The sequence below is a fragment of the Belnapia sp. AC561 genome, from assembly GCF_979252845.1.
Genome location: NZ_CEEDBP010000002.1, coordinates 224,743 through 244,442, shown reverse-complemented (window position 1 = coordinate 244,442; position 19,700 = coordinate 224,743). Strand labels below are relative to the sequence as shown.

Annotated in this window: 33 protein-coding genes; 32 read left to right on the top strand and 1 reads right to left on the bottom strand. The window is 65.7% G+C overall.

All coding sequences use genetic code 11. From position 1 onward, the window contains the following. Nucleotides 1-136 precede the first annotated feature (136 nt). The 30 genes from rpsL (at nucleotide 137) to rplQ (ending at nucleotide 16,525) form a co-directional block, all read left to right on the top strand. Entirely contained in the window at nucleotides 137-508 is a 372-nt protein-coding gene (rpsL, locus tag AC0IW9_RS02910) for a 30S ribosomal protein S12 (RefSeq protein ID WP_043337543.1), read from the top strand. A 12-nt stretch (nucleotides 509-520) separates the two neighbouring features. Beyond that, entirely contained in the window at nucleotides 521-997 is a 477-nt protein-coding gene (gene rpsG / locus AC0IW9_RS02905; protein WP_290320727.1) for a 30S ribosomal protein S7, read from the top strand. A gap of 56 nt (nucleotides 998-1,053) precedes the next feature. Next, nucleotides 1,054-2,241, top strand: a complete 1,188-nt coding sequence (gene tuf / locus AC0IW9_RS02900) for an elongation factor Tu (RefSeq protein ID WP_471646694.1) — start codon at nucleotides 1,054-1,056, stop codon at nucleotides 2,239-2,241. Between the two features lie 33 nt (nucleotides 2,242-2,274). Beyond that, nucleotides 2,275-2,583 (top strand): 30S ribosomal protein S10, encoded by a 309-nt coding sequence (gene rpsJ, locus AC0IW9_RS02895; RefSeq protein WP_186773380.1) that lies wholly within the window; start codon nucleotides 2,275-2,277, stop codon nucleotides 2,581-2,583. 21 nt (nucleotides 2,584-2,604) lie between these two features. Further along, nucleotides 2,605-3,291 (top strand): 50S ribosomal protein L3, encoded by a 687-nt coding sequence (rplC, locus tag AC0IW9_RS02890; protein WP_471646693.1) that lies wholly within the window; start codon nucleotides 2,605-2,607, stop codon nucleotides 3,289-3,291. Between the two features lie 12 nt (nucleotides 3,292-3,303). Then, entirely contained in the window at nucleotides 3,304-3,924 is a 621-nt protein-coding gene (gene rplD / locus AC0IW9_RS02885) for a 50S ribosomal protein L4 (protein WP_471646692.1), read from the top strand. A gap of 23 nt (nucleotides 3,925-3,947) precedes the next feature. Beyond that, nucleotides 3,948-4,244, top strand: a complete 297-nt coding sequence (locus AC0IW9_RS02880; protein WP_471646729.1) for a 50S ribosomal protein L23 — start codon at nucleotides 3,948-3,950, stop codon at nucleotides 4,242-4,244. A 4-nt stretch (nucleotides 4,245-4,248) separates the two neighbouring features. Then, a complete protein-coding gene (gene rplB / locus AC0IW9_RS02875; RefSeq protein ID WP_471646691.1) occupies nucleotides 4,249-5,085 on the top strand; it encodes a 50S ribosomal protein L2 in 837 nt (278 codons plus the stop codon). 5 nt (nucleotides 5,086-5,090) lie between these two features. Continuing rightward, the gene (gene rpsS / locus AC0IW9_RS02870; RefSeq protein WP_290317009.1) at nucleotides 5,091-5,369 is read left to right on the top strand and encodes a 30S ribosomal protein S19; all 279 of its coding nucleotides are present in this window, start codon (nucleotides 5,091-5,093) and stop codon (nucleotides 5,367-5,369) included. Between the two features lie 4 nt (nucleotides 5,370-5,373). Next, on the top strand, nucleotides 5,374-5,775 hold the full coding sequence (gene rplV / locus AC0IW9_RS02865) for a 50S ribosomal protein L22 (RefSeq protein ID WP_290317010.1): 402 nt from the start codon (nucleotides 5,374-5,376) through the stop codon (nucleotides 5,773-5,775). A 1-nt stretch (nucleotide 5,776) separates the two neighbouring features. Then, complete coding sequence (rpsC, locus tag AC0IW9_RS02860) at nucleotides 5,777-6,454, top strand: 30S ribosomal protein S3 (protein ID WP_471646690.1); 678 nt, start codon at nucleotides 5,777-5,779, stop codon at nucleotides 6,452-6,454. 13 nt (nucleotides 6,455-6,467) lie between these two features. Continuing rightward, nucleotides 6,468-6,890, top strand: a complete 423-nt coding sequence (gene rplP, locus AC0IW9_RS02855; RefSeq protein ID WP_290317012.1) for a 50S ribosomal protein L16 — start codon at nucleotides 6,468-6,470, stop codon at nucleotides 6,888-6,890. 4 nt (nucleotides 6,891-6,894) lie between these two features. Continuing rightward, nucleotides 6,895-7,110, top strand: coding sequence for a 50S ribosomal protein L29 (gene rpmC / locus AC0IW9_RS02850; RefSeq protein ID WP_290317013.1), 216 nt, complete (start codon nucleotides 6,895-6,897; stop codon nucleotides 7,108-7,110). Between the two features lie 16 nt (nucleotides 7,111-7,126). After that, the gene (rpsQ, locus tag AC0IW9_RS02845; protein WP_471646689.1) at nucleotides 7,127-7,399 is read left to right on the top strand and encodes a 30S ribosomal protein S17; all 273 of its coding nucleotides are present in this window, start codon (nucleotides 7,127-7,129) and stop codon (nucleotides 7,397-7,399) included. Next, entirely contained in the window at nucleotides 7,396-7,764 is a 369-nt protein-coding gene (gene rplN / locus AC0IW9_RS02840; protein WP_290317015.1) for a 50S ribosomal protein L14, read from the top strand. Before rpsQ ends, rplN begins: the two co-directional genes overlap by 4 nt. A gap of 2 nt (nucleotides 7,765-7,766) precedes the next feature. Beyond that, nucleotides 7,767-8,087 carry a 50S ribosomal protein L24 gene (gene rplX, locus AC0IW9_RS02835; RefSeq protein ID WP_471646688.1) on the top strand — a complete coding sequence of 107 codons (321 nt, stop codon included), beginning with the start codon at nucleotides 7,767-7,769 and terminating at the stop codon, nucleotides 8,085-8,087. Continuing rightward, the gene (gene rplE, locus AC0IW9_RS02830; RefSeq protein ID WP_471646687.1) at nucleotides 8,084-8,785 is read left to right on the top strand and encodes a 50S ribosomal protein L5; all 702 of its coding nucleotides are present in this window, start codon (nucleotides 8,084-8,086) and stop codon (nucleotides 8,783-8,785) included. The genes rplX and rplE overlap by 4 nt, the downstream gene beginning before the upstream one ends. A gap of 70 nt (nucleotides 8,786-8,855) precedes the next feature. Beyond that, nucleotides 8,856-9,161: a 30S ribosomal protein S14 gene (gene rpsN / locus AC0IW9_RS02825; protein WP_471646686.1), complete on the top strand. Its 306-nt coding sequence runs from the start codon at nucleotides 8,856-8,858 to the stop codon at nucleotides 9,159-9,161. A 12-nt stretch (nucleotides 9,162-9,173) separates the two neighbouring features. Then, nucleotides 9,174-9,572, top strand: a complete 399-nt coding sequence (gene rpsH, locus AC0IW9_RS02820; protein WP_471646685.1) for a 30S ribosomal protein S8 — start codon at nucleotides 9,174-9,176, stop codon at nucleotides 9,570-9,572. 14 nt (nucleotides 9,573-9,586) lie between these two features. Further along, nucleotides 9,587-10,120 (top strand): 50S ribosomal protein L6, encoded by a 534-nt coding sequence (gene rplF, locus AC0IW9_RS02815; RefSeq protein ID WP_471646684.1) that lies wholly within the window; start codon nucleotides 9,587-9,589, stop codon nucleotides 10,118-10,120. Continuing rightward, complete coding sequence (gene rplR, locus AC0IW9_RS02810; RefSeq protein WP_471646683.1) at nucleotides 10,120-10,482, top strand: 50S ribosomal protein L18; 363 nt, start codon at nucleotides 10,120-10,122, stop codon at nucleotides 10,480-10,482. The genes rplF and rplR overlap by 1 nt, the downstream gene beginning before the upstream one ends. An 11-nt stretch (nucleotides 10,483-10,493) precedes the next feature. Then, nucleotides 10,494-11,138, top strand: a complete 645-nt coding sequence (gene rpsE / locus AC0IW9_RS02805) for a 30S ribosomal protein S5 (RefSeq protein ID WP_471646682.1) — start codon at nucleotides 10,494-10,496, stop codon at nucleotides 11,136-11,138. After that, nucleotides 11,131-11,322, top strand: coding sequence for a 50S ribosomal protein L30 (gene rpmD / locus AC0IW9_RS02800; RefSeq protein ID WP_290317023.1), 192 nt, complete (start codon nucleotides 11,131-11,133; stop codon nucleotides 11,320-11,322). The genes rpsE and rpmD overlap by 8 nt, the downstream gene beginning before the upstream one ends. Before the next feature lie 10 nt (nucleotides 11,323-11,332). Beyond that, nucleotides 11,333-11,830 (top strand): 50S ribosomal protein L15, encoded by a 498-nt coding sequence (gene rplO, locus AC0IW9_RS02795; protein ID WP_471646681.1) that lies wholly within the window; start codon nucleotides 11,333-11,335, stop codon nucleotides 11,828-11,830. A gap of 132 nt (nucleotides 11,831-11,962) precedes the next feature. Beyond that, the gene (secY, locus tag AC0IW9_RS02790; RefSeq protein WP_471646680.1) at nucleotides 11,963-13,321 is read left to right on the top strand and encodes a preprotein translocase subunit SecY; all 1,359 of its coding nucleotides are present in this window, start codon (nucleotides 11,963-11,965) and stop codon (nucleotides 13,319-13,321) included. Nucleotides 13,322-13,379: 58 nt separating this feature from the next. After that, nucleotides 13,380-14,042, top strand: coding sequence for an adenylate kinase (locus AC0IW9_RS02785; RefSeq protein ID WP_471646679.1), 663 nt, complete (start codon nucleotides 13,380-13,382; stop codon nucleotides 14,040-14,042). Between the two features lie 181 nt (nucleotides 14,043-14,223). Continuing rightward, nucleotides 14,224-14,601 carry a 30S ribosomal protein S13 gene (gene rpsM / locus AC0IW9_RS02780; RefSeq protein ID WP_290317027.1) on the top strand — a complete coding sequence of 126 codons (378 nt, stop codon included), beginning with the start codon at nucleotides 14,224-14,226 and terminating at the stop codon, nucleotides 14,599-14,601. Nucleotide 14,602: 1 nt separating this feature from the next. Next, a complete protein-coding gene (gene rpsK / locus AC0IW9_RS02775; RefSeq protein WP_471646678.1) occupies nucleotides 14,603-15,001 on the top strand; it encodes a 30S ribosomal protein S11 in 399 nt (132 codons plus the stop codon). 39 nt (nucleotides 15,002-15,040) lie between these two features. After that, entirely contained in the window at nucleotides 15,041-16,063 is a 1,023-nt protein-coding gene (locus AC0IW9_RS02770; RefSeq protein WP_377754817.1) for a DNA-directed RNA polymerase subunit alpha, read from the top strand. 30 nt (nucleotides 16,064-16,093) lie between these two features. Further along, nucleotides 16,094-16,525 carry a 50S ribosomal protein L17 gene (gene rplQ / locus AC0IW9_RS02765; protein ID WP_471646677.1) on the top strand — a complete coding sequence of 144 codons (432 nt, stop codon included), beginning with the start codon at nucleotides 16,094-16,096 and terminating at the stop codon, nucleotides 16,523-16,525. 61 nt (nucleotides 16,526-16,586) lie between these two features. Here the strand turns inward: rplQ and AC0IW9_RS02760 are convergent, their stop codons facing one another. Next, a complete protein-coding gene (locus AC0IW9_RS02760; protein ID WP_471646676.1) occupies nucleotides 16,587-17,480 on the bottom strand; it encodes an FkbM family methyltransferase in 894 nt (297 codons plus the stop codon). Between the two features lie 155 nt (nucleotides 17,481-17,635). Here AC0IW9_RS02760 and AC0IW9_RS02755 point away from each other — a divergent pair, with 155 nt between their 5' ends. Next, the gene (locus tag AC0IW9_RS02755) at nucleotides 17,636-18,793 is read left to right on the top strand and encodes a lactonase family protein (protein ID WP_471646675.1); all 1,158 of its coding nucleotides are present in this window, start codon (nucleotides 17,636-17,638) and stop codon (nucleotides 18,791-18,793) included. 14 nt (nucleotides 18,794-18,807) lie between these two features. Further along, complete coding sequence (locus AC0IW9_RS02750) at nucleotides 18,808-19,668, top strand: DMT family transporter (RefSeq protein WP_471646674.1); 861 nt, start codon at nucleotides 18,808-18,810, stop codon at nucleotides 19,666-19,668. Nucleotides 19,669-19,700 lie beyond the last annotated feature (32 nt).

Sequence of the window (19,700 nt, the reverse complement as noted above, 5' to 3'; positions counted from 1 at the left end):
GCACCGCATCCCGACTTTGGGTTGCTTAGGCCGAGTGCCGGTCAGGGCGCCTGCCGGCGAGCATCTTGCTCTGCCCGTGCGGGCACCTTGTCCTTGCGCGGTCGCGGGGCTGACGGACGGTACACGAAGGGGCGTCATGCCGACGATCAACCAGCTCATCGCCCAAGGGCGCGAGCCGAATGCGAAGCGGAACAAGGTTCCGGCGCTTCAGGGCTGCCCGCAAAAGCGTGGCGTTTGCACGCGTGTCTATACGACCACACCGAAGAAGCCGAACTCGGCCCTTCGTAAGGTCGCCAAGGTGCGCCTGACCAATGGCTACGAGGTGGTGAGCTACATCCCGGGCGAAGGCCACAACCTGCAGGAACACTCCGTGGTCCTGATCCGTGGCGGCCGCGTGAAGGATTTGCCGGGCGTTCGCTACCATATCCTGCGCGGCGTGCTCGATACGCAGGGCCTGCCGAAGCGTCGCCAGCGTCGTTCGCTGTACGGCGCGAAGCGGCCAAAGTAGGAGAGAGCAGGAATGTCTCGCCGTCATAGCGCTGAAAAGCGCGAAGTGCTGCCGGACCCGAAGTTCGGGGATCTCGTTCTCAGCCGTTTTATGAACGTGCTGATGTACGATGGCAAGAAGAGCACTGCCGAACGTATCGTCTATGCAGCAATGGATACGCTGAAGCGTCGCGTGGGCCCCAATGGGGATCCGCTGCGCATGTTCCATGAAGCAATGGACAACGTGAAGCCGGCCGTGGAAGTGCGCAGCCGCCGTGTCGGTGGCGCCACGTACCAGGTTCCGGTCGAGGTTCGCCCCGAGCGCCGCCAGGCGCTGGCGATCCGCTGGCTGATCGAATCCGCGCGGAAGCGTGGTGAGAACACGATGGAAGAGCGCCTCTCGGGCGAGCTGATGGACGCGGCGAACAACCGTGGCACGGCTGTCAAGAAGCGCGAAGACACGCACCGGATGGCGGAGGCAAACAAAGCCTTCAGCCATTATCGTTGGTAACATCGCGCTGACGCGCGGGGCGCTGGCAACAGCACGCCCGATCGGGGACAAAGACGATGGGTAAGGCGAAGTTTGAGCGGAACAAGCCGCACTGCAACATTGGCACGATTGGTCACGTTGATCATGGCAAGACGTCGCTGACCGCGGCGATCACCAAGGTTCTGGCCAAGACCGGTGGTGCGACGTTCACGGCGTACGACCAGATCGACAAGGCGCCGGAGGAGAAGGCGCGCGGGATCACGATCTCGACCGCGCATGTCGAGTACGAGACGCAGAACCGGCACTACGCCCACGTCGACTGCCCCGGCCACGCCGATTATGTGAAGAACATGATCACCGGCGCGGCGCAGATGGACGGCGCGATCCTGGTGGTCTCGGCGGCCGACGGCCCGATGCCGCAGACCCGCGAGCACATCCTGCTGGCGCGTCAGGTCGGCGTGCCGGCGCTGGTGGTCTTCCTGAACAAGATGGACCTGGCCGACCCGGATCTGGTCGAGCTGGTCGAGATGGAAGTCCGCGAGCTGCTCTCGGCCTACAAGTTCCCGGGCGACGACATCCCGATCATCAAGGGCTCGGCGGTGGCCGCCCTCGAGGACAAGACGCCGGAGATCGGCGAGAAGGCGATCCTCGAGCTGATGGCGGCGGTGGATGCCTATATCCCGCAGCCGGCGCGTGCGCTGGACCGGCCCTTCCTGATGCCGGTCGAGGACGTGTTCAGCATCTCGGGCCGCGGCACGGTGGTGACCGGGCGCGTCGAGCGCGGCATCGTCAAGGTGGGCGAGGAAGTCGAGATCGTCGGGCTGAAGACCACGGTGAAGACCGTCGTTACCGGCGTCGAGATGTTCCGCAAGCTGCTGGACAGCGGGCAGGCGGGCGACAACATCGGCGCGCTGCTGCGCGGCGTGAAGCGTGAGGACGTCGAGCGTGGCCAGGTTCTGGCCGCCCCCGGCTCGATCACCCCGCACACCGGCTTCAAGGCCGAGGCCTATATCCTGACGAAGGAAGAAGGTGGCCGGCACACGCCGTTCTTCACCAACTACCGGCCGCAGTTCTACTTCCGGACCACGGACGTCACGGGCATCGTCAAGCTGCCGGAAGGCGTCGAGATGGTGATGCCGGGCGACAACGTGTCGATGGACGTCGAGCTGATCGCGCCGATCGCCATGGACGAGGGCCTGCGCTTCGCCATCCGCGAGGGCGGCCGCACCGTCGGCGCCGGCGTCGTCGCCAGCATCGTGAAGTAACGTCAGGCTCAGTCAAGGATCGGTCCGCTTACCATGGACAGCCAGAACATCCGCATCCGCCTCAAGGCGTTCGATCACCGCGTGCTCGATGGCAGCACGCGGGAGATCGTGAATACCGCGAAGCGGACGGGCGCCCGTGTACGCGGCCCGATTCCGCTGCCGACGGAGATCGAACGCTTCACCGTCAACCGCTCACCGCATATCGACAAGAAAAGCCGTGAGCAGTTCGAAATCCGCACGCATCGCCGCCTGCTTGATATCGTCGACCCCACTCCGCAGACCGTGGACGCGCTGATGAAGCTCGACCTGGCTGCCGGCGTGGACGTCGAGATCAAGCTGTAAGGCCAGGGGGAGTTTACTGCCATGGCCGCCAAAACCGGCCGCACCGGCCTGATCGCCAAGAAGCTGGGCATGACCCGGCTGTTCAACGAGGATGGCAGCACGGTCCCCGTGACCGTGCTCCACCTCGATGAGGTGCGCGTCATTGCCCGCCGTACCACCGAGACCGACGGCTATGATGCCGTGCAGCTCGGTATCGGCGTGGCGAAGCCGAAGAACGTGACCAAGGCCAACCGCGGACATTTCGCGAAGGCCGGGGTTGAGGCGCCGAAGAAGGTCGTTGAGTTCCGGGTCGGTGCCGATGCGGCGCTCGAGCCTGGCGCGAAGCTGACCGCGGCGCATTTCGTGAAGGGTCAGATCGTCGATGTGACCGGCATCTCGCAGGGCAAGGGTTTTGCCGGTGCGATGAAGCGCTGGAATTTCGCCGGCCTGGAAGCCTCGCACGGCGTGTCGATCAGCCATCGTTCTCCTGGCTCGACCGGTAACCGTCAGGATCCGGGCAAGACCTTCAAGAACAAGAAGATGGCGGGCCATCTGGGTGTGGAGCGTATCACCACCCAGAACCTCGAGATCGCGGGCTATGATCTCGACAAGGGCCTGTTGCTGGTGAAGGGCGCGGTGCCCGGCTCCAAGGGTGGCTATGTGCTGGTGCGGGACGCTGTGAAGCGCGCGCGTCATGCCGATGCTCCTTTCCCGACGGCCGCGGCGTAAGGATTGAGTTCGATGCAGGTTCCGGTCATCACGCTGGATAACGGCACGGCAGGCGATATCGATCTGCCGGAGGCGCTGTTCGCAGCGCAGCCGCGCGCTGATATCATGGCGCGCGTCGTTCACTGGCAGCTCGCCAAGCGGCGGGCAGGTACGCATAAGGTGAAGGGCCTCGGTGAGGTTTCTGGCACCACGAAGAAGCCTTATCGGCAGAAGGGCACGGGCAATGCCCGTCAGGGTTCGCTGCGGGCGCCGCAGTACCGCGGCGGTGGCATCGTCCACGGTCCGGTCGTGCGCGATCACGGCTACAGCCTGAACAAGAAGGTTCGCCGGCTCGGCCTGATCAGTGCGCTCAGCCAGAAGGTTGCCGAGGGCAAGCTGGTGGTGCTCGACACTGCCGCCTCTGCCGCCGATACCAAGACTGCGGTTCTCGCCAAGCAGCTCAAGCAGCTCGGCTGGACCAGCGCCCTGGTGGTCGATGCGCAGGTGGACGAGGGTTTCGGCCGCGGCATCCGCAACCTGCCCCATATGCATGTGCTGCCCACCATGGGCGCCAATGTCTATGACATTCTGAACCACGATGTCCTCGCGGTGACCCGTGCCGGCATCGCGGCCCTGGCGGAGCGCCTGGCATGAGCGCGAGCACGGCGAAGCCGGTGATTTCCAAGGAGCGGATGTATCAGACTATCCTCTCTCCGGTTGTCACCGAAAAGGCAACACTCCTGACCGAGCGTAGCCAAGTGGTCTTCAAGGTTGCGCTCGACGCGACCAAGCCGGAGATCAAGGCCTCGGTGGAAGCCCTGTTCGGGGTGAAGGTGCTGGCGGTCAACACCCTTGTGGTGAAGGGCAAGGCCAAGCGCTTCCGTAATCGGCCTGGTCAGCGTTCTGACTGGAAGAAGGCCGTCGTGCGCCTGGCCGAAGGCCAGAGCATCGACCTGACGACGGGGCTCGCGTAACGTCATGGCACTGAAGAGCTTTAATCCGGTCACGCCGAGCCTTCGCGGCACCATCCTGGTCAAGCGGGATGAGCTGTGGAAGGGCAAGCCGGTCAAGCAGCTGACGGAGGGCAAGTCCCATTCCGGCGGCCGCAACAATCATGGTCGTACCACCGTTCGGTTCCGGGGCGGCGGACACAAACAGACCTATCGCCACGTCGATTTCAAGCGGAACGCCAAGCTGGGCGTGACCGCGACTGTCGAGCGGCTGGAATACGATCCGAACCGCACGGCCTGGATCGCGCTGGTGAAGTACGCCGATGGCGAACTGTCCTACATTATCGCGCCGCAGCGCCTGAAGGCCGGTGACTCCGTCATCGCCGCTGAGCGCGCGGACATCAAGCCGGGCAATGCCATGCCGCTGGGGTCCATCCCGGTTGGTACCATTGTTCACAACGTCGAGCTGAAGCCCGGCGCTGGCGGCAAGATTGCCCGTTCGGCTGGCACCTATGTGCAGCTGGTCGGCAAGGATGCCGGCTATGCACAGGTGAAGCTGATGTCCGGCGAGGTCCGTACTGTCCGCGCCGAATGCATGGCGACGATCGGTGCTGTTTCGAACCCGGACAACTCCAACCAGCAGATCGGCAAGGCCGGTCGTTCGCGTTGGCTCGGCCGTCGTCCGCATCAGCGTGGCGTCGTGATGAACCCGGTCGACCACCCGCATGGTGGTGGTGAAGGCCGGACCAGCGGTGGCCGACACCCGGTTACCCCCTGGGGCAAGCCGACGAAGGGCGCCAAGACGCGCAACAACAAGCGGACGGACCGGCTCATTGTCCGTCGCCGCACCGCGACGAAGGGCTGAGGGCGATGCCGCGCAGCGTATGGAAGGGGCCGTTTGTCGACGGCTACCTGCTGAACAAGGCGGAGGCCGCCAAGGCTTCGACACGGAACGAGATCATCAAGATCTGGTCGCGTCGCAGCACGATCCTGCCGCAGTTCGTCGGGCTCACCTTCGGTGTCTACAACGGGAAGAAGTTCATTCCCGTGCAGGTTTCGGAGAACATGGTGGGCCACAAGTTCGGCGAGTTCTCGCCGACGCGGACCTTCACCGGGCATTCGTCCGACAAGAAGGCGAAGCGGGGCTGATCCGATGAGCAAGCCGAAGCACGAACGCGGTCTCCCGGAGACCGAGGCGCAGGCCATCACGAAGAACATTCGTGTCAGCCCGCGTAAGCTCAACTTGGTCGCCGCACTGATCCGCGGCCGCCGGGCCGATGATGCCGTCGCCACGCTGACCTTCAGCAAGCGCCGCATTGCCCAGACCGTGAAGAAGACGCTGGAGAGCGCCATCGCCAATGCGGAAAACAACCACCAGCTGGACGTCGATCAGCTGGTCGTTGCCCGTGCCGAGGTGGGCCGTTCCCAGGTGATGAAGCGTTTCTCCGCCCGCGGCCGTGGCCGTGCGGCGCGCGTCGAGAAGTGGTTCAGCCACCTGAAGATCGTGGTCGCCGAACAGCCCGCAGTCGCAGCGGCAGCGCAGGAGGCCGCGTAACATGGGTCACAAGGTCAATCCGATCGGCTTCCGGCTCGGTATCAACCGGACCTGGGACAGCCGCTGGTTCGCAGATGCCGACTACTCCCGGTTGCTGCATGAGGACCTGAAGCTGCGCGACATGCTGCGCACCCGCCTGAAGGGTGCCGGCGTCAGCCGCGTGGTCATCGAGCGTCCGGCGAAGAAGCCGCGCGTCACCATCCATGCCGCTCGCCCCGGTGTTGTCATCGGGAAGAAGGGCGCGGACATCGAGGTGCTGCGCAAGGATCTGGCGAAACTCGCCGGCGCCGAGGTCTCGCTGAACATCGTCGAGATCCGCAAGCCGGAGATCGACGCGACCCTGGTTGCCGAGAACATCGCCCAGCAGCTGGAGCGCCGCGTGGCCTTCCGCCGGGCGATGAAGCGGGCCGTCCAGTCGGCCATGCGCCTCGGCGCCGGCGGCATCCGGATCAATTGTTCCGGTCGCCTCGGCGGTGCCGAGATCGCCCGGATGGAATGGTACCGTGAAGGTCGCGTGCCGCTGCATACGCTGCGCGCCGACATTGACTTCGGCACGGCGACTGCGAAGACCACCTACGGCTCTTGCGGCGTGAAGGTCTGGATCTTCAAGGGTGAGATCCTGGCGCACGACCCGATGGCGCAGGACAAGCGCGCCGCCGAGCAGGCGCCGCAGCGCTAAGGGATGATGTGAGATGCTGCAGCCCAAGCGCACTAAGTTTCGGAAGGCCCACAAGGGTCGGATCAAGGGTCTCGCCAAGGGTGGGTTCTCGCTGAGCTTCGGCGGGTTCGGCCTGAAGGCGCTGGAGCCGGAGCGGGTGACCGCCCGGCAGATTGAAGCCGCTCGTCGCGCGATCACTCGTGCTATGAAGCGCCAGGGTCGCGTCTGGATCCGGATTTTTCCGGATGTTCCCGTGTCGACGAAGCCGGCCGAAGTCCGCATGGGCTCCGGCAAGGGCGCGCCGGAGTTCTGGGTGGCTCGGATCAAGCCGGGCCGCATCATGTTCGAGATCGATGGCGTGTCGCTTGACACCGCCAAGGAGGCGCTGACTCTCGGCGCCGCCAAGCTGCCGATCCGGACCAAGATCGTGTCGCGCCTCGGCGCGGCGGAGGCGTGAGGCGATGACGAAGATTGCGGACATCCGTGCCAAGACCCCGGATGAGCTGCAGACGCAGCTGCTCGATCTGCGGAAGGAGCAGTTCAACCTGCGCTTTCAGCGGGCCACCGGTCAGCTCGAGGCAACCGGCCGCGTCAAGGTGGTGCGGCGCGATATCGCGCGCATCAAGTTCGTAATGTCCGAGCGGAAGCGCTCGGCTCCCGTTCAACCCAAGAACTGAGAGGAGACCAGCGGCAATGCCGAAGCGCGTCCTCACGGGCCGGGTGGTCAGCGACAAGATGGACAAGACGGTTACCGTCCTTGTCGAACGTCGCGTGATGCATCCGCTCTATAAGAAGTTCATCCGGCGTTCGAAGAAGTACGCCGCGCATGACGAAGCCAACCTGTGCAAGGAAGGCGACCTGGTGCAAATCGAGGAATGCCCGCCGCTGTCGAAGCGGAAGGCGTGGCAGGTGGTTGTCCGCAATGGCAATCCTCTCGCGGCCCAGGCTGAAGCGGTGTCGGCATGATCGGCGTCGAAGCCAACCTCGAGGTTGCCGACAATTCCGGTGCGCGTCGCGTCCAGTGCATCAAGGTGCTCGGCGGCTCGAAGCGGAAAACAGCCAGCGTGGGCGACATCATCGTCGTCTCCGTGAAGGAAGCCATTCCGCGCGCCAAGGTGAAGAAGGGTGAGGTGCATCGCGCCGTCATCGTTCGCACCGCCTATCCGGTTCGCCGCATCGACGGCACGGCCATTCGCTTCGACAGCAATGCCGCCGTGCTGATCAACAAGCAGGGTGAACCGATCGGCACGCGTATTTTTGGACCGGTGGTGCGTGAGCTCCGGGCACGGAAGTACATGAAGATCATCTCCCTGGCGCCGGAGGTCCTCTGACCATGGCGGCCAAGATCCGCAAGGGTGACCGGGTTCAGATCCTGACCGGTCGTGACAAGGGCAAGAGCGGCGAGGTCCTCGCCGTGAACCCGACGGAAAAGCGTGCCCTGGTTCAGGGCGTGAACGTGGTGAAGCGTCACCAGAAGCCGCGCGGGATGAATGCCCCGGGCGGTATCCAGGAGAAGGAGGCACCGATCCACCTCTCGAACCTGGCGCTGCTCGACCCGAAGTCCGGCAAGCCGACCCGCGTTGGGTTCCGGGTGCTGGAAGACGGGAAGAAGGTGCGCGTGGCGCGGCCCTCGGGCGAGGTGCTTGACGCATGAGCGATTCGAAGAAGGGCGGCGCGGCCAAGAAGGGCGGCGCCAGCAAGAACAACAACGCTACCAACGCGAAGAAGCCCGAGGTTTCCAGCGAAGGCGGGCGCGCCGTCACGACGGTTGCCGCCAAGCCGGGCAAATCGGCTGCTTCGCCGGCTGAGAAGACGCGTCTCGCGGTCTTCTATGCCGAGGTGATCCGGCCGCAGCTGACCGAGGAGTTCGCCTACAAGAACCCCATGGAAGTGCCGAAGCTCGAGAAGATCGTCATCAACATGGGCGTCGGCGAAGCCGCGGCCGATGGCAAGAAGCTCGATGCGGCGGTCGCCGAGATGACGGCCATCGCCGGGCAGAAGCCGGTGCGCACCAAGGCGAAGAAGGCCATCGCGGGCTTCAAGATCCGCGAAGGCCAGGCGATCGGTTGTAAGGTGACGCTGCGTAAGGCGCGGATGTACGAGTTCCTCGACCGGCTCGTCACCATTGCCATGCCGCGCGTGCGGGATTTCCGTGGCCTGCCGGCCAACCGTGGCTTCGATGGTCGTGGCAACTTCGCCATGGGCCTGAAGGAGCAGATCGTGTTCCCCGAGATCAACTATGATCGGGTGGACACGGTCCGCGGCATGGACATCCAGTTCGTCACCACGGCGAAGACCGACAAGGAAGCCAAGGCGCTGTTGACGGCGTTCCAGCTTCCGTTTGCCAAGTAACTTTGGCACCAACATATCTTGGGAAAACCACCCGCTCGTAAGTGGGCAGGTTCCGGAGGATGAAGACCGCATGGCCAAGACTTCGGCAGTCCAGAAGAACAAGCGGCGCGAGAAGCTCTCGCAGACGCATGCCGCCAAGCGCGCCCTGCTGAAAAGCGTGGTGATGGACCGCACCCTGCCGGTTGAGGAGCGCTTCGAGGCGACCCTCAAGCTGGCGCAACTGCCGCGCAATGGCGCCGCCAACCGGGTTCGCCTGCGTTGCGAGCTGACCGGCCGCGCGCGTGGCAACTATCGTAAGTTCAAGCTCAGCCGAAACATGCTGCGGGAATTGGCCAATACGGGTCAGTTGCCTGGCGTGACCAAGGCCAGCTGGTAAGGGGGCGGGGATATGTCTTTGTCCGATCCGCTCGGGGATCTGTTGACCCGAATCCGCAACGCCCAGCGGGCCCGGCAGACGCGTTGCGTCGCCCCGGCCAGCCGGTTGCGGACCGATGTGCTCGATGTGCTGAAGCGCGAAGGCTATATCCGCGCCTGGCGCGTCGAGGCGGAGCGTCCTGGCATCAGCCGCATCGAGATCGAGCTGAAGTATTCGGAAGGTGAGCCCGCCATCAAGGAGATCATGCGTGTCTCCAAGCCTGGCCGGCGCGTCTATTCGAAGATCAAGGAACTGCCGAAGTTCTACAATGGCCTCGGCATCTCCATCCTCTCCACGCCGCGTGGCGTGATGAGCGACACCGAGGCCCGCGTCGCCAATGTTGGCGGCGAAGTCCTCTGCCGCGTGTTCTGAGGGAGGGATAGAGAATGTCGCGCGTCGGCAAGTATCCCGTTCCCGTTCCGGCTGGCGTCCAGGTGGCGCTGCAGGGTCGGACCGTGGTGGCCAAGGGCAAGAACGGTGAGCTCAAGCTTGACCTCACCGATTATGTGGATGTGGAGATCGGCAACGACCTCGTTGCGGTGAAGCCGCGCGGTGGCGATCGCCGGGCCCGCACCATGTGGGGCACCACTCGCAGCCTCATCAACAGCATGGTGACCGGCGTTTCCACGGGCTTCACCAAGTCCATGGAGATCCAGGGCACCGGCTACCGTGCCGCGGTGCAGGGCAGCGACCTCATTCTGAACCTTGGGTTCAGCCATGAAGTCCGCTATCCGGTGCCGGCCGGCATCAAGATCACCTGCGAGCGTCCGACGGCCATCAAGGTCGAAGGCGCGGACAAGCGCCAGGTTGGTCAGGTTGCCGCCGAAATCCGCGCCTGGCGTGGCCCGGAGCCCTACAAGGGCAAGGGTGTGCGCTACACCGATGAGCAGATCCTCCGTAAGGAGGGTAAGAAGAAGTAATGTCCGACAAGCTCGCATTGCAGACGCGGCGCCGGTCCCGGCTCCGCTACCAGCTCAAGATCAAAAGCGGGGGCCGTCCGCGGCTTTCCGTTTTCCGCTCGGGCCGGCACATCTACGCTCAGGTCATCGACGACGCGCAGGGCCGCACCCTTGCCGCTGCCTCCTCTCTGGAGAAGGCGATGCGCGAGGCGCTGAAGACCGGCGCGGACAAGGAAGCCGCGGCGACTGTCGGCAAGCTGGTGGCGGAACGCGCCCTGGCCGCTGGCGTCGAGAAGGTCGTCTTCGACCGCGGGCCTTACCTGTATCATGGCCGGGTCAAGGCCCTGGCCGACGCCGCCCGCGAGGGCGGGCTGTCGTTCTGAGGATGGCATAGATGGCACGTACCCCCCATAGCGGTGGCGGCGGCGAGCATGGTGGCGAGGGCGGTGACCGCCGTCGTCGCGGCCGCGGCCGTGAGAATGAGAACCGCCAGGAGCGCGGTGACGGCGACGAGCTGAAGGACAAGCTGGTCACCATCAACCGCGTCGCCAAGGTGGTGAAGGGCGGCCGTCGGTTCAGCTTCGCTGCGCTGGTGGTTGTCGGCGACCAGAAGGGTCGCGTTGGTTGGGGTGCCGGCAAGGCGCGCGAAGTCCCGGAAGCCATCCGCAAGGCGACCGAGCAGGCGAAGCGCACCATGATCCGCGTCCCGATGCGGGAAGGTCGGACCCTGCACCACGATGTCCTGGGTGAGTTCGGCGCTGGCCGGGTCATCCTGCGGGCAGCGCCCGCGGGTACCGGCATCATCGCCGGCGGCCCAATGCGTGCGGTGTTCGAGACGCTCGGCATGGGCGACGTCGTTGCCAAGTGCACCGGGTCGACCAACCCGCATAACATGATCAAGGCCACCTTCGCGGCCCTGACCCGCAGCACGAGTCCCCGTGCCGTCGCCTCCCGGCGTGGCAAGAAGGTCTCCGACCTGCTCGGCCCGCGCAAGGACCAGGCCCCGGCGGAAGCGCCGCAGGAGGCTGCCAGTGTCTGACGCAAGCAAGCCGACCGTGAAGGTGACCCAGATCGGGTCCCCCATCGGTCGCAAGCCTGGCCAGCGGGAGACGCTGATCGGGCTCGGGCTGAACAAGATGCACCGTTCGCGGGAGTTGGAGGATACTCCTTCGGTCCGCGGCATGATCCGTAAGGTCGCCCACCTGTTGAAGGTCGGGGACTGAGGACCGCGCCATGAAACTGAATGAACTGCGCGACAACGACGGCGCGCGCTACAAGTCGAAGCGCCTCGGCCGCGGCATCGGCTCCGGCAAGGGCAAGACTTCCGGCAAGGGTGTGAAGGGCCAGAAGGCCCGTTCGGGCGTGGCGCTCAACGGCTTCGAAGGCGGTCAGCTGCCGATCTATCGCCGGATGCCGAAGCGTGGGTTCGTGAACATCTTCCGCAAGGAATATGCCCCACTGAACCTGTCTGCACTGGAGAAGGCGATCGACGAAGGCCGGCTGCCGGCCGGTGAGCCGATCGACGAGGCCTCGCTGCGGGCTGCCGGCATCGTTCGTGCCGGTACCAAGCTGGCCGGCATCCGCTTGCTGGGCCACGGCACGCTGACCAAGGCGGTGACCATCACCGTCTCCGGCGCTTCCGCTTCGGCGGTGGCTGCGGTGCAGGCGGCAGGCGGGACCATTACCCTGCTGGTTGCGCCCAAGGTGGAAGAAGCTTCCGCCGAAGCATGATGCTTGCCGTCCGGAAGGCTTGTCGGGCCACCGGACGGTCGCTACCTAGGGAAAGGTTCGTGGCTGCGGCGCCAGGCCGAGGGGTTTCCTCTCGGTTGGGGGCGCCGCTGTCGTGAGGAGGGTATAGGGTCCATGGCCTCCGCAGCGGAACAGCTTGCGGCCAATCTCAATCTCGGTGTCCTGTCCAAGGCCACCGAATTGAAGAAGCGCCTCTGGTTCACCCTCGGTGCATTGATCGTCTATCGGATCGGTACTTATGTGCCGGTGCCCGGAGTCGATGCTGCCGTCATGGGCGAGATCCTTCGCCAGCACGGCGGTGGCATTCTCGGCATGTTCGATATGTTCACCGGTGGCGCGCTGGGCCGGATGACGGTCTTTGCCCTGAACATTATGCCGTATATCTCGGCCAGCATTATCATCCAGTTGATGACGGCGGCCGTTCCGGCACTCGAGACCTTGAAAAAGGAAGGCGAGTCGGGCCGGAAGAAGATCAACCAGTATACCCGTTACCTGACGGTGCTGATTGCCATCTTCCAGGCCTGGGGCATTGCGGTCGGCCTCGAGAGCATGCGGGGCAATTTCGGGCCCGCTGTGGGCGATCCCGGGATGTTCTTCCGCATCTCCTGCGTCATTACGCTGGTTGGTGGAACCATGTTCCTGATGTGGTTGGGTGAGCAGATCACCGCCCGCGGGGTCGGAAACGGCATTTCGTTGATCATCTTCGCCGGCATCGTCGCCAATCTGCCGCATGCCCTGGTGGCGACGCTCGAGCTTGGCCGGACCGGTGCGCTCTCGACCTTCTTCATCATCTTCTTCTTGCTGATCGCGCTCGGCGTCATCGCCCTGGTGGTCTTCGTGGAACGGGCGCAGCGGCGCATTCCGGTGCAGTATCCGAAGCGCCAGGTCGGCAACCGGATGTTCGGCGGCGAGAACACGCACTTGCCGCTGAAGTTGAATACCGCCGGCGTCATCCCGCCTATCTTCGCATCCTCCCTGCTGCTGCTGCCTGCGACGGTGGCCGGCTTCGCCGCGGACCCGAATGCGGAGGGTTGGCTCAGCACCATCACCAATGCCCTGGCCCATGGTCAGCCCCTGTACATGGCCTTGTACATGGCCCTGATCATCTTCTTCGCCTTCTTCTATACCGCCGTGGTCTTCAACCCGGTCGAGACGGCGGACAACCTGAAGAAATACGGCGGTTTCGTCCCGGGTATCCGGCCCGGCCAGCATACCGCGGATTATTTTGACCGGGTTCTGACGCGGCTGACCGGCGTCGGTGCCCTCTACCTCTGCCTCGTGTGCATCCTGCCCGAATTGCTCATCAGCAACTATGGCGTCCCTTTCTACTTCGGAGGGACCTCGCTGCTGATCATCGTTTCCGTTACGATGGATACGGTGGCGCAGGTGCAGTCGCATCTCTTCGCCCATCAGTATGAAGGCCTGATCCGCAAGGCGCGGCTGGGCGGTCGCGGTTCGCCGCGGCCACGTTGAGGCGCTGCAACGGGTTGAAGCAGCGGCGAAGGCCGCGACGTGCATGGGGGAACGACCGATGAACCTGATCCTGCTGGGTCCGCCAGGGGCCGGTAAAGGCACCCAGGCCAAACGTCTCGAGGACCGCTACGGTCTGAAGCAGATCTCCACCGGGGATATGCTGCGGGCCGAAGTGCGCTCCGGCAGCGAGATTGGCCAGCAGGCCAAGGCCATCATGGAACGTGGTGAGTTGGTCCCCGATGCCATCATCATCGCCATGCTGGCCGCCCGGGTGGCTCTGCCAGACGTCGCCCAGGGGTTCATCCTGGACGGCTTCCCCCGGACCGTGCCGCAGGCGGAAGCGCTGGACCTGGTGCTCAAGGGCAAATCCATGCCCTTGCATCATGTAATCGAGCTGCAGGTGGATGATGCGGCGCTGGTCGACCGGATCGCCGGACGCTTCACCTGCTCCAAGTGTGGCGAGGGCTACCACGACCACTTCAAGCCTCCAGCCAAGGCCGGGGTTTGCGATATCTGCGGCAGTGCCGGTTTCACCCGGCGTGCCGACGACAAGGCGGAGCTGGTGGCGGCGAGGCTTGATGCCTATCACCGCCAGACGGCACCCTTGCTGCCTTACTATGCCGCCCAGGGGATACTCCGGGTGGTGGACGGCATGGCTGAAATGAACGAGGTCGCGTCCCAGGTGGAAGCGATCCTCGGTCCGGTGCCGAAGACGGATTGATGCCAAGGGTTGACTCGCAAGGGGTCGCGGTATAGTCCGCACCCCTCGCGGTCAGCGGAAGCCTTCCGGGCATTCCCGGCTGCGCTTTCGTCTATGGCATCATTTGGGTTGATCATGTCGTCGCGGGTGGCTCACGCCACTTTCGGCGAGAGCAGGAGCGACAGGCTCCAGGAGCTGAGCAGTGGCGCGCATCGCCGGAGTGAATATCCCCACGAATAAGCGCGTGCAAATCTCGCTGCGCTATATCTACGGCATCGGCCCGAAGAACGCGGTCGAGATCTGCAGCAAGCTCGGCATCCCCGAGGACCGTCGCGTCAACCAGCTGACGGATGAGGAAATTCTCCGCATCCGTGAGCTGATCGACCGTGAGTACCGCGTCGAGGGTGACCTCCGTCGTGAAGTGGCGATGAACATCAAGCGGCTGATGGACATGGCCTGCTACCGCGGTCTGCGCCATCGTCGGGGCCTCCCGGTCCGTGGTCAGCGCACGCATACCAATGCCCGGACCCGCAAGGGCAAGGCGGTGGCGATTGCCGGCAAGAAGAAGGTGACGAAGTAATATGGCCCGCGATCCCAAGGGCGCCCGCGCGCCCCGCAAGAAGGAACGGAAGAACATCTCTTCCGGCGTGGCCCATGTGCTCGCCTCCTTCAACAATACCATCGTGACCATCACGGATGCCCAGGGCAATGCCATTGCCTGGTCGTCCTCCGGCAGCCAGGGCTTCAAGGGCAGCCGGAAGTCCACCCCCTATGCGGCGCAGGTCGCGGCCGAGGACGCTGGCCGCAAGGCCCGCGAACACGGGATGGAGCAGCTGGAGATCATGGTGAGCGGCCCCGGTTCGGGCCGTGAATCGGCGCTCCGCGCCCTGCAGGCGGTCGGTTTCTACGTCACCGCCATCCGGGACGTGACGCCCATTCCGCACAACGGCTGCCGCCCGCGCAAGCGTCGTCGCGTCTGACCTGACGCGTCTGGTGTTTCGTGTGGCTGGCCTAGGAGACTGCTCGTGATCGAGAGGAATTGGCGGTCGCTCATCCGGCCCGAGAAGCTGGGTGTGGAGGTCGGAGCCGACCCCGACCGCACGGCGACCATCGTCGCCGAACCGCTGGAGCGCGGCTTCGGCATGACGCTCGGCAATGCGATCCGTCGCGTGCTGCTGTCGTCCCTCCAGGGGGCGGCGGTCACGGCGCTGCGCATCGACGGCGTGCTGCATGAATTCAGCAGCATCCAGGGCGTCCGCGAGGACGTGACCGATCTCGTGCTGAACGTGAAGCAGCTGGCCATCCGGATGCAGGGCGAGGGGCCGAAGCGCCTCCAGCTCACTGCGACCGGCCCCGGCGAGGTCACCGCCGGCCAGATCCAGACGACCGGCGACATCGAGATCGCCAACCCCGATCTGGTGATCTGCACGCTCGACGACGGCGCCAAGCTGTCGATGGAATTCACCGTTGGCACCGGCAAGGGCTACGTCCCTGCCGTGATGAACCGGCCGGAAGATGCCCCGATCGGGCTGATCCCGATCGATGCCATCTACTCGCCGGTGCGCCGCGTGGCCTATCGCGTCGAGCCGACCCGCGTCGGCCAGGTGACGGACTACGACAAGCTCGTCATGACCGTCGAAACCGACGGCACGGTGGCGCCCGAGGATGCGGTGGCACTCGCCGCCCGTATCCTGCAGGACCAGCTGCAGCTCTTCATCAACTTCGACGAGCCGCGCGAGCGGAAGGTCGAGGAAGAGCGTGACGACCTGCCCTTCAACCGCAACCTGCTGCGCAAGGTCGACGAGCTCGAGCTCTCCGTCCGTTCCGCGAACTGCCTGAAGAACGACAACATCGTCTACATCGGCGATCTCGTTCAGAAGACCGAGCAGGAAATGCTGCGGACCCCGAACTTCGGCCGCAAGTCGCTGAACGAGATCAAGGAAGTGCTTGCTTCCATGGGCCTCGGGCTCGGCCTGACCGTGACCGGTTGGCCGCCGGAAAACATCGAAGATCTGGCGAAGAAGCTGGAAGAGCCGTTCTAGCCTCCTCGTCAACCCAGGGAAACCAGTACCATGCGTCACGGAATGGCGGGGCGGAAGCTCAACGTCACCTCTACCCACCGGCTCGCCATGTTCCGCAACATGGCGACCAGCCTGCTGAAGCACGAGCAGATCACCACCACCCTGCCCAAGGCGAAGGAACTGCGTCCCTACGTGGAGCGGATCATCACCCTCGGCAAGCGTGGCGGCCTGCATGCGCGGCGCCAGGCCTATGCCCAGATCATGGACGAGAAGGTGGTGGACAAGTTGTTCACGACCATCGCCGATCGCTACAAGACCCGGGCTGGCGGCTACACCCGCGTGCTCAAGGCCGGCATCCGCTATGGCGATGCCGCGACCATGGCGGTGATCGAGCTGATCGACCGTGACCCGGCCGCCAAGGGCCTGGACAGCGGCCCGAAGATGGAACGCGCCCCGGAAGCGGACGAAGCCGAAGCCGGCTGAGGCCGGCTCCACAGGCATCGGTGATCAGGCGGCAGGGCAACCTGCCGCCTTTTTCATGCCGTCAGCCCGGCTGTTGCCGGGCCATCACCACCTCTCCATGCGGCAGTCCCGGCAATGCCTCCACGGACACGGGGTCCAGCGCGCCCGCGCTGCCGATCCGCCAGAAGCTGAAGTCCAACTCCTCGTGCAGCCAGTGGACCAGCGCCTGCAGATCGCTGCGGACCGCCATCATGGGCGCCGACCATTCGGTAACGATGCGCAGATCGGGTGAGCGCATCAGCAGCGCCAGGGCACCACGCAGGATCTGCGGCTCCGATCCTTCCGCGTCCATCCGCAACAGGTCCAGCGCCGGGACCGCAGCCAATGCCCCGTCCAGCGTTACCGCCGGCACCCGGGCCCGGCGGGAGTAATTCGCGGTCTCACCCTCCAGGGCGAGATGGCCGCTGCCGATATGGTCGGGGTCGCTGGTGAACTCCACCAGCCCGGGCGCATCCAGGGCGGCCACCGGATGCAACGTGACCAGGCCAGCGAGCCCATTCACCGCCAGCGTCGCCCGCAGCAGCGGCAGCACCGCAGGATTGGCCTCGAAGCTGTCGATATGCCCGGCCGGACCGATGGCCTCGGCCATCGCCAGGGTATGGTAGCCCATATTGGCCCCCACCTCCGCGACGATATGCCCGGGCCTTAGCAGGCGTACCAGCACGGCTTCCACATCGGCTTCCCAGACGCCGTAGGTGGCGATATGCGGGGTCAGGCCGAGGTCGCGGGTATCCAGGAAGATCTTCTGCCCGCGATGGGTCAAGGCCACGGCGCGGCCGTCACCCAGGTAGCAATAGGCCTGGGGCTGACGGCCCGGGACCGGCGGGGCCAGCACTTGCGCCGCGGCTTCGGTCCCCTGCCGCATCCGGCGCAATATTCCGCGCCAGGGTGCCTTCCCGCGGCTCTCGATCGCCATGCCAGCCAGACCTCCGCTGCGCGACCCGCCGAGCGGCAGGGCGCCTTGCGCACATGTGCCCCAGCCCAAGGCGCGCCACAACCGCACTCGCTTGCGCCTCGGTAACGGCCGGCGGACACTCCCGCGCCGGATAAGGTTCGGGGGAGACATCAATCGTGAAACATCTGCTGCTGGCCGGCATCGCGGCCATCGCCTTGCAATCGGCCGCCGCCCAGGCCGAACTGCTGATCTCGGTCAACGACAACAAGGTAGTCTTGGACAATGGCAATGCCCGCACGGTGCGGGAGCCCGCGCCGGATACGCTGACGGTCATCGACCTAGCGGCCAGCCCGCCCAGGGTCCGCGCCGAGATCACCGTGCCCACCAGCGTGGTCGGCCCGCCGCTCTCGGTCGCCATCACGCCGGATGAACGCCTGGCCCTGGTGACGGCAAACCAGAAGGCGGACCCGGCCGATGCCGGCAAGCTGGTGCCCGGCACGACCATGGCCGTCGTCGACCTGACCGTGAGCCCGCCCCGCGTCACCGCCACCCTCCCGACCGGCGCCGGCCCCGCCGGGGTCTCGATCAACCGCGCCGGCACCATGGCCCTGGTCGCCAACCGCGCGGAGGGCACGGTCAGCATCTACCGCATCGCCAATGGCCAAGTGACCGGCCATGGCAAGGTCGAGATCGGCCCGGTGTCCTCGGAAGTCTCCCATGTCGCCTTCACGCCCGATGGCCGCCATGCCCTGGTCACCCGCTACGGGGACCATTCGATCAATGTCCTGCAGATCGACGGCGACCGCGTGGTGAAGCTGGACCGCGAGATCACCACCGGCGTGCGCCCCTATGGCCTCGCCATCACGCCCGATGGCCGCAATGCCGTGGTCGCCAATATCGGCCGCGGCACCGGGGATGCGGATACCGTCAGCCTCATCGACCTGACGCGGGAGCCGTTCCGCGTGGTGGATACCGTCAGCGTCGGGCAGACGCCCGAGGGCATCCAGGTCAGCCCGGACAACCGCCATGCCGCCGTCACGGTCATGAACGGTTCCAACAAGCCGGCCGGCTCGCCCTTTGCCGGCAATGGCCTGGTGAAGATGCTCCGCATCGAGAATGGCCGCCTCTCGGTCGTGTCCGAGGCCCAGGTCGGCACCTGGTCCCAGGGGGTGGCCTTCTCGGCCGATGGCCGGATGCTCTTCGTCGGCAACATGGTGGAGAAGGACATCTCCGTCTTCCGCGTCGCCGAGGATGGCAAGCTGGCCGAAGGTGGCCCGCGCATCCGCCTTTCCGGCGGCTCCGCCGCCCTCCGCACCGCGGACCGCGCGCGGTAGCGGCAATACCCGGCGTGCTGCTGCGGCTCGCGCCGGGCATCTTCGTGCTTCTCTGGTCGGGCGGCTATACGGCCATCCGGCTGGCGCTCGACCATGCCGAGCCGCTGACCCTGCAGGCGCTGCGCTACGGGATCGTGGTCGCCGGCCTGCTGCCGCTCTGGGCCCTGCTCCGCCCCGGCCTGCCGCCGGCGCGGGTGGTCTGGCACCTGCTGCGCATGGGGCTGCTGGTGCAATTCGCCTATTTCGCGGCCTGCAACCTCGCCCAGGCCCATGGCATGACGCCGGCCGGGCTGGCGCTCTGCCTGGCCCTGCAGCCGATCATCGTCGCCATCCTGGCGCCCTGGCTGACCGGGGAGGCCGTGGGCGCCCATAGCTGGGCCGGACTGCTCTGCGCCCTGGCCGGCTGCGGCGCGGTCATCCTCAGCGGCAGCGCCCTCGGGCCACAAGGCTGGCTCGGGCTGGTCTTCGGCCTGCTGGCCCTGGGCACCCTGACCGGCGGCGCCCTGCTGGAACGCCGGGGCGGGGCACCGGTGCATCCGGTGGTCTCCAACCTGGTGCTCTATACCGTCGGGCTGCTCGCCACCCTGCCGCTGGCGGCCGCGACCGAGACCATGCGGGTGGATTGGTCCGCCGGGCTGGTCTGGCCGCTGCTCTATCTCGTCGTCGCCAATTCCCTGGTGGCGACGACGCTGCTGCTGATGATGATCCGGGCGGGTGGTGCCGCCCGCGCCTCGGCCCTGCTGTTCCTGGTGCCGCCGCTGGCCGCGGCCATGGCCTGGGTGGTCCTCGGCCAGTCCATGGCGCCGCTCGCCTGGGCCGGGACCGGCCTCGCCGCACTCGGCGTCGCGCTCGCCCGGCGCAAACCGGCCGGTTGACCGTCGGCCCATCCGGTCCCTAGCCTGCTGGC

Bases quoted from the DNA above. Each gene is read 5' to 3' on its own strand.
- AC0IW9_RS02785 (WP_471646679.1), top strand. From the start codon at position 13,380: ATGAACCTGATCCTGCTGGGTCCGCCAGGGGCCGGTAAAGGCACCCAG.
- AC0IW9_RS02760 (WP_471646676.1), bottom strand. From the start codon at position 17,480: ATGGCGATCGAGAGCCGCGGGAAGGCACCCTGGCGCGGAATATTGCGC.
- rpsH (WP_471646685.1), top strand. From the start codon at position 9,174: ATGTCTTTGTCCGATCCGCTCGGGGATCTGTTGACCCGAATCCGCAAC.
- rpsN (WP_471646686.1), top strand. From the start codon at position 8,856: ATGGCCAAGACTTCGGCAGTCCAGAAGAACAAGCGGCGCGAGAAGCTC.
- rpsL (WP_043337543.1), top strand. From the start codon at position 137: ATGCCGACGATCAACCAGCTCATCGCCCAAGGGCGCGAGCCGAATGCG.
- rplV (WP_290317010.1), top strand. From the start codon at position 5,374: ATGAGCAAGCCGAAGCACGAACGCGGTCTCCCGGAGACCGAGGCGCAG.
- tuf (WP_471646694.1), top strand. From the start codon at position 1,054: ATGGGTAAGGCGAAGTTTGAGCGGAACAAGCCGCACTGCAACATTGGC.
- rplF (WP_471646684.1), top strand. From the start codon at position 9,587: ATGTCGCGCGTCGGCAAGTATCCCGTTCCCGTTCCGGCTGGCGTCCAG.
- rpsJ (WP_186773380.1), top strand. From the start codon at position 2,275: ATGGACAGCCAGAACATCCGCATCCGCCTCAAGGCGTTCGATCACCGC.
- rplC (WP_471646693.1), top strand. From the start codon at position 2,605: ATGGCCGCCAAAACCGGCCGCACCGGCCTGATCGCCAAGAAGCTGGGC.
- rplN (WP_290317015.1), top strand. From the start codon at position 7,396: ATGATCGGCGTCGAAGCCAACCTCGAGGTTGCCGACAATTCCGGTGCG.
- rpsK (WP_471646678.1), top strand. From the start codon at position 14,603: ATGGCCCGCGATCCCAAGGGCGCCCGCGCGCCCCGCAAGAAGGAACGG.
- rplX (WP_471646688.1), top strand. From the start codon at position 7,767: ATGGCGGCCAAGATCCGCAAGGGTGACCGGGTTCAGATCCTGACCGGT.
- rpsE (WP_471646682.1), top strand. From the start codon at position 10,494: ATGGCACGTACCCCCCATAGCGGTGGCGGCGGCGAGCATGGTGGCGAG.
- rplQ (WP_471646677.1), top strand. From the start codon at position 16,094: ATGCGTCACGGAATGGCGGGGCGGAAGCTCAACGTCACCTCTACCCAC.
- rpsG (WP_290320727.1), top strand. From the start codon at position 521: ATGTCTCGCCGTCATAGCGCTGAAAAGCGCGAAGTGCTGCCGGACCCG.
- rplB (WP_471646691.1), top strand. From the start codon at position 4,249: ATGGCACTGAAGAGCTTTAATCCGGTCACGCCGAGCCTTCGCGGCACC.
- rpmC (WP_290317013.1), top strand. From the start codon at position 6,895: ATGACGAAGATTGCGGACATCCGTGCCAAGACCCCGGATGAGCTGCAG.
- rplD (WP_471646692.1), top strand. From the start codon at position 3,304: ATGCAGGTTCCGGTCATCACGCTGGATAACGGCACGGCAGGCGATATC.
- rplP (WP_290317012.1), top strand. From the start codon at position 6,468: ATGCTGCAGCCCAAGCGCACTAAGTTTCGGAAGGCCCACAAGGGTCGG.
- rplE (WP_471646687.1), top strand. From the start codon at position 8,084: ATGAGCGATTCGAAGAAGGGCGGCGCGGCCAAGAAGGGCGGCGCCAGC.
- rplO (WP_471646681.1), top strand. From the start codon at position 11,333: ATGAAACTGAATGAACTGCGCGACAACGACGGCGCGCGCTACAAGTCG.
- rplR (WP_471646683.1), top strand. From the start codon at position 10,120: ATGTCCGACAAGCTCGCATTGCAGACGCGGCGCCGGTCCCGGCTCCGC.
- rpsS (WP_290317009.1), top strand. From the start codon at position 5,091: ATGCCGCGCAGCGTATGGAAGGGGCCGTTTGTCGACGGCTACCTGCTG.
- rpsC (WP_471646690.1), top strand. From the start codon at position 5,777: ATGGGTCACAAGGTCAATCCGATCGGCTTCCGGCTCGGTATCAACCGG.
- rpsQ (WP_471646689.1), top strand. From the start codon at position 7,127: ATGCCGAAGCGCGTCCTCACGGGCCGGGTGGTCAGCGACAAGATGGAC.
- secY (WP_471646680.1), top strand. From the start codon at position 11,963: ATGGCCTCCGCAGCGGAACAGCTTGCGGCCAATCTCAATCTCGGTGTC.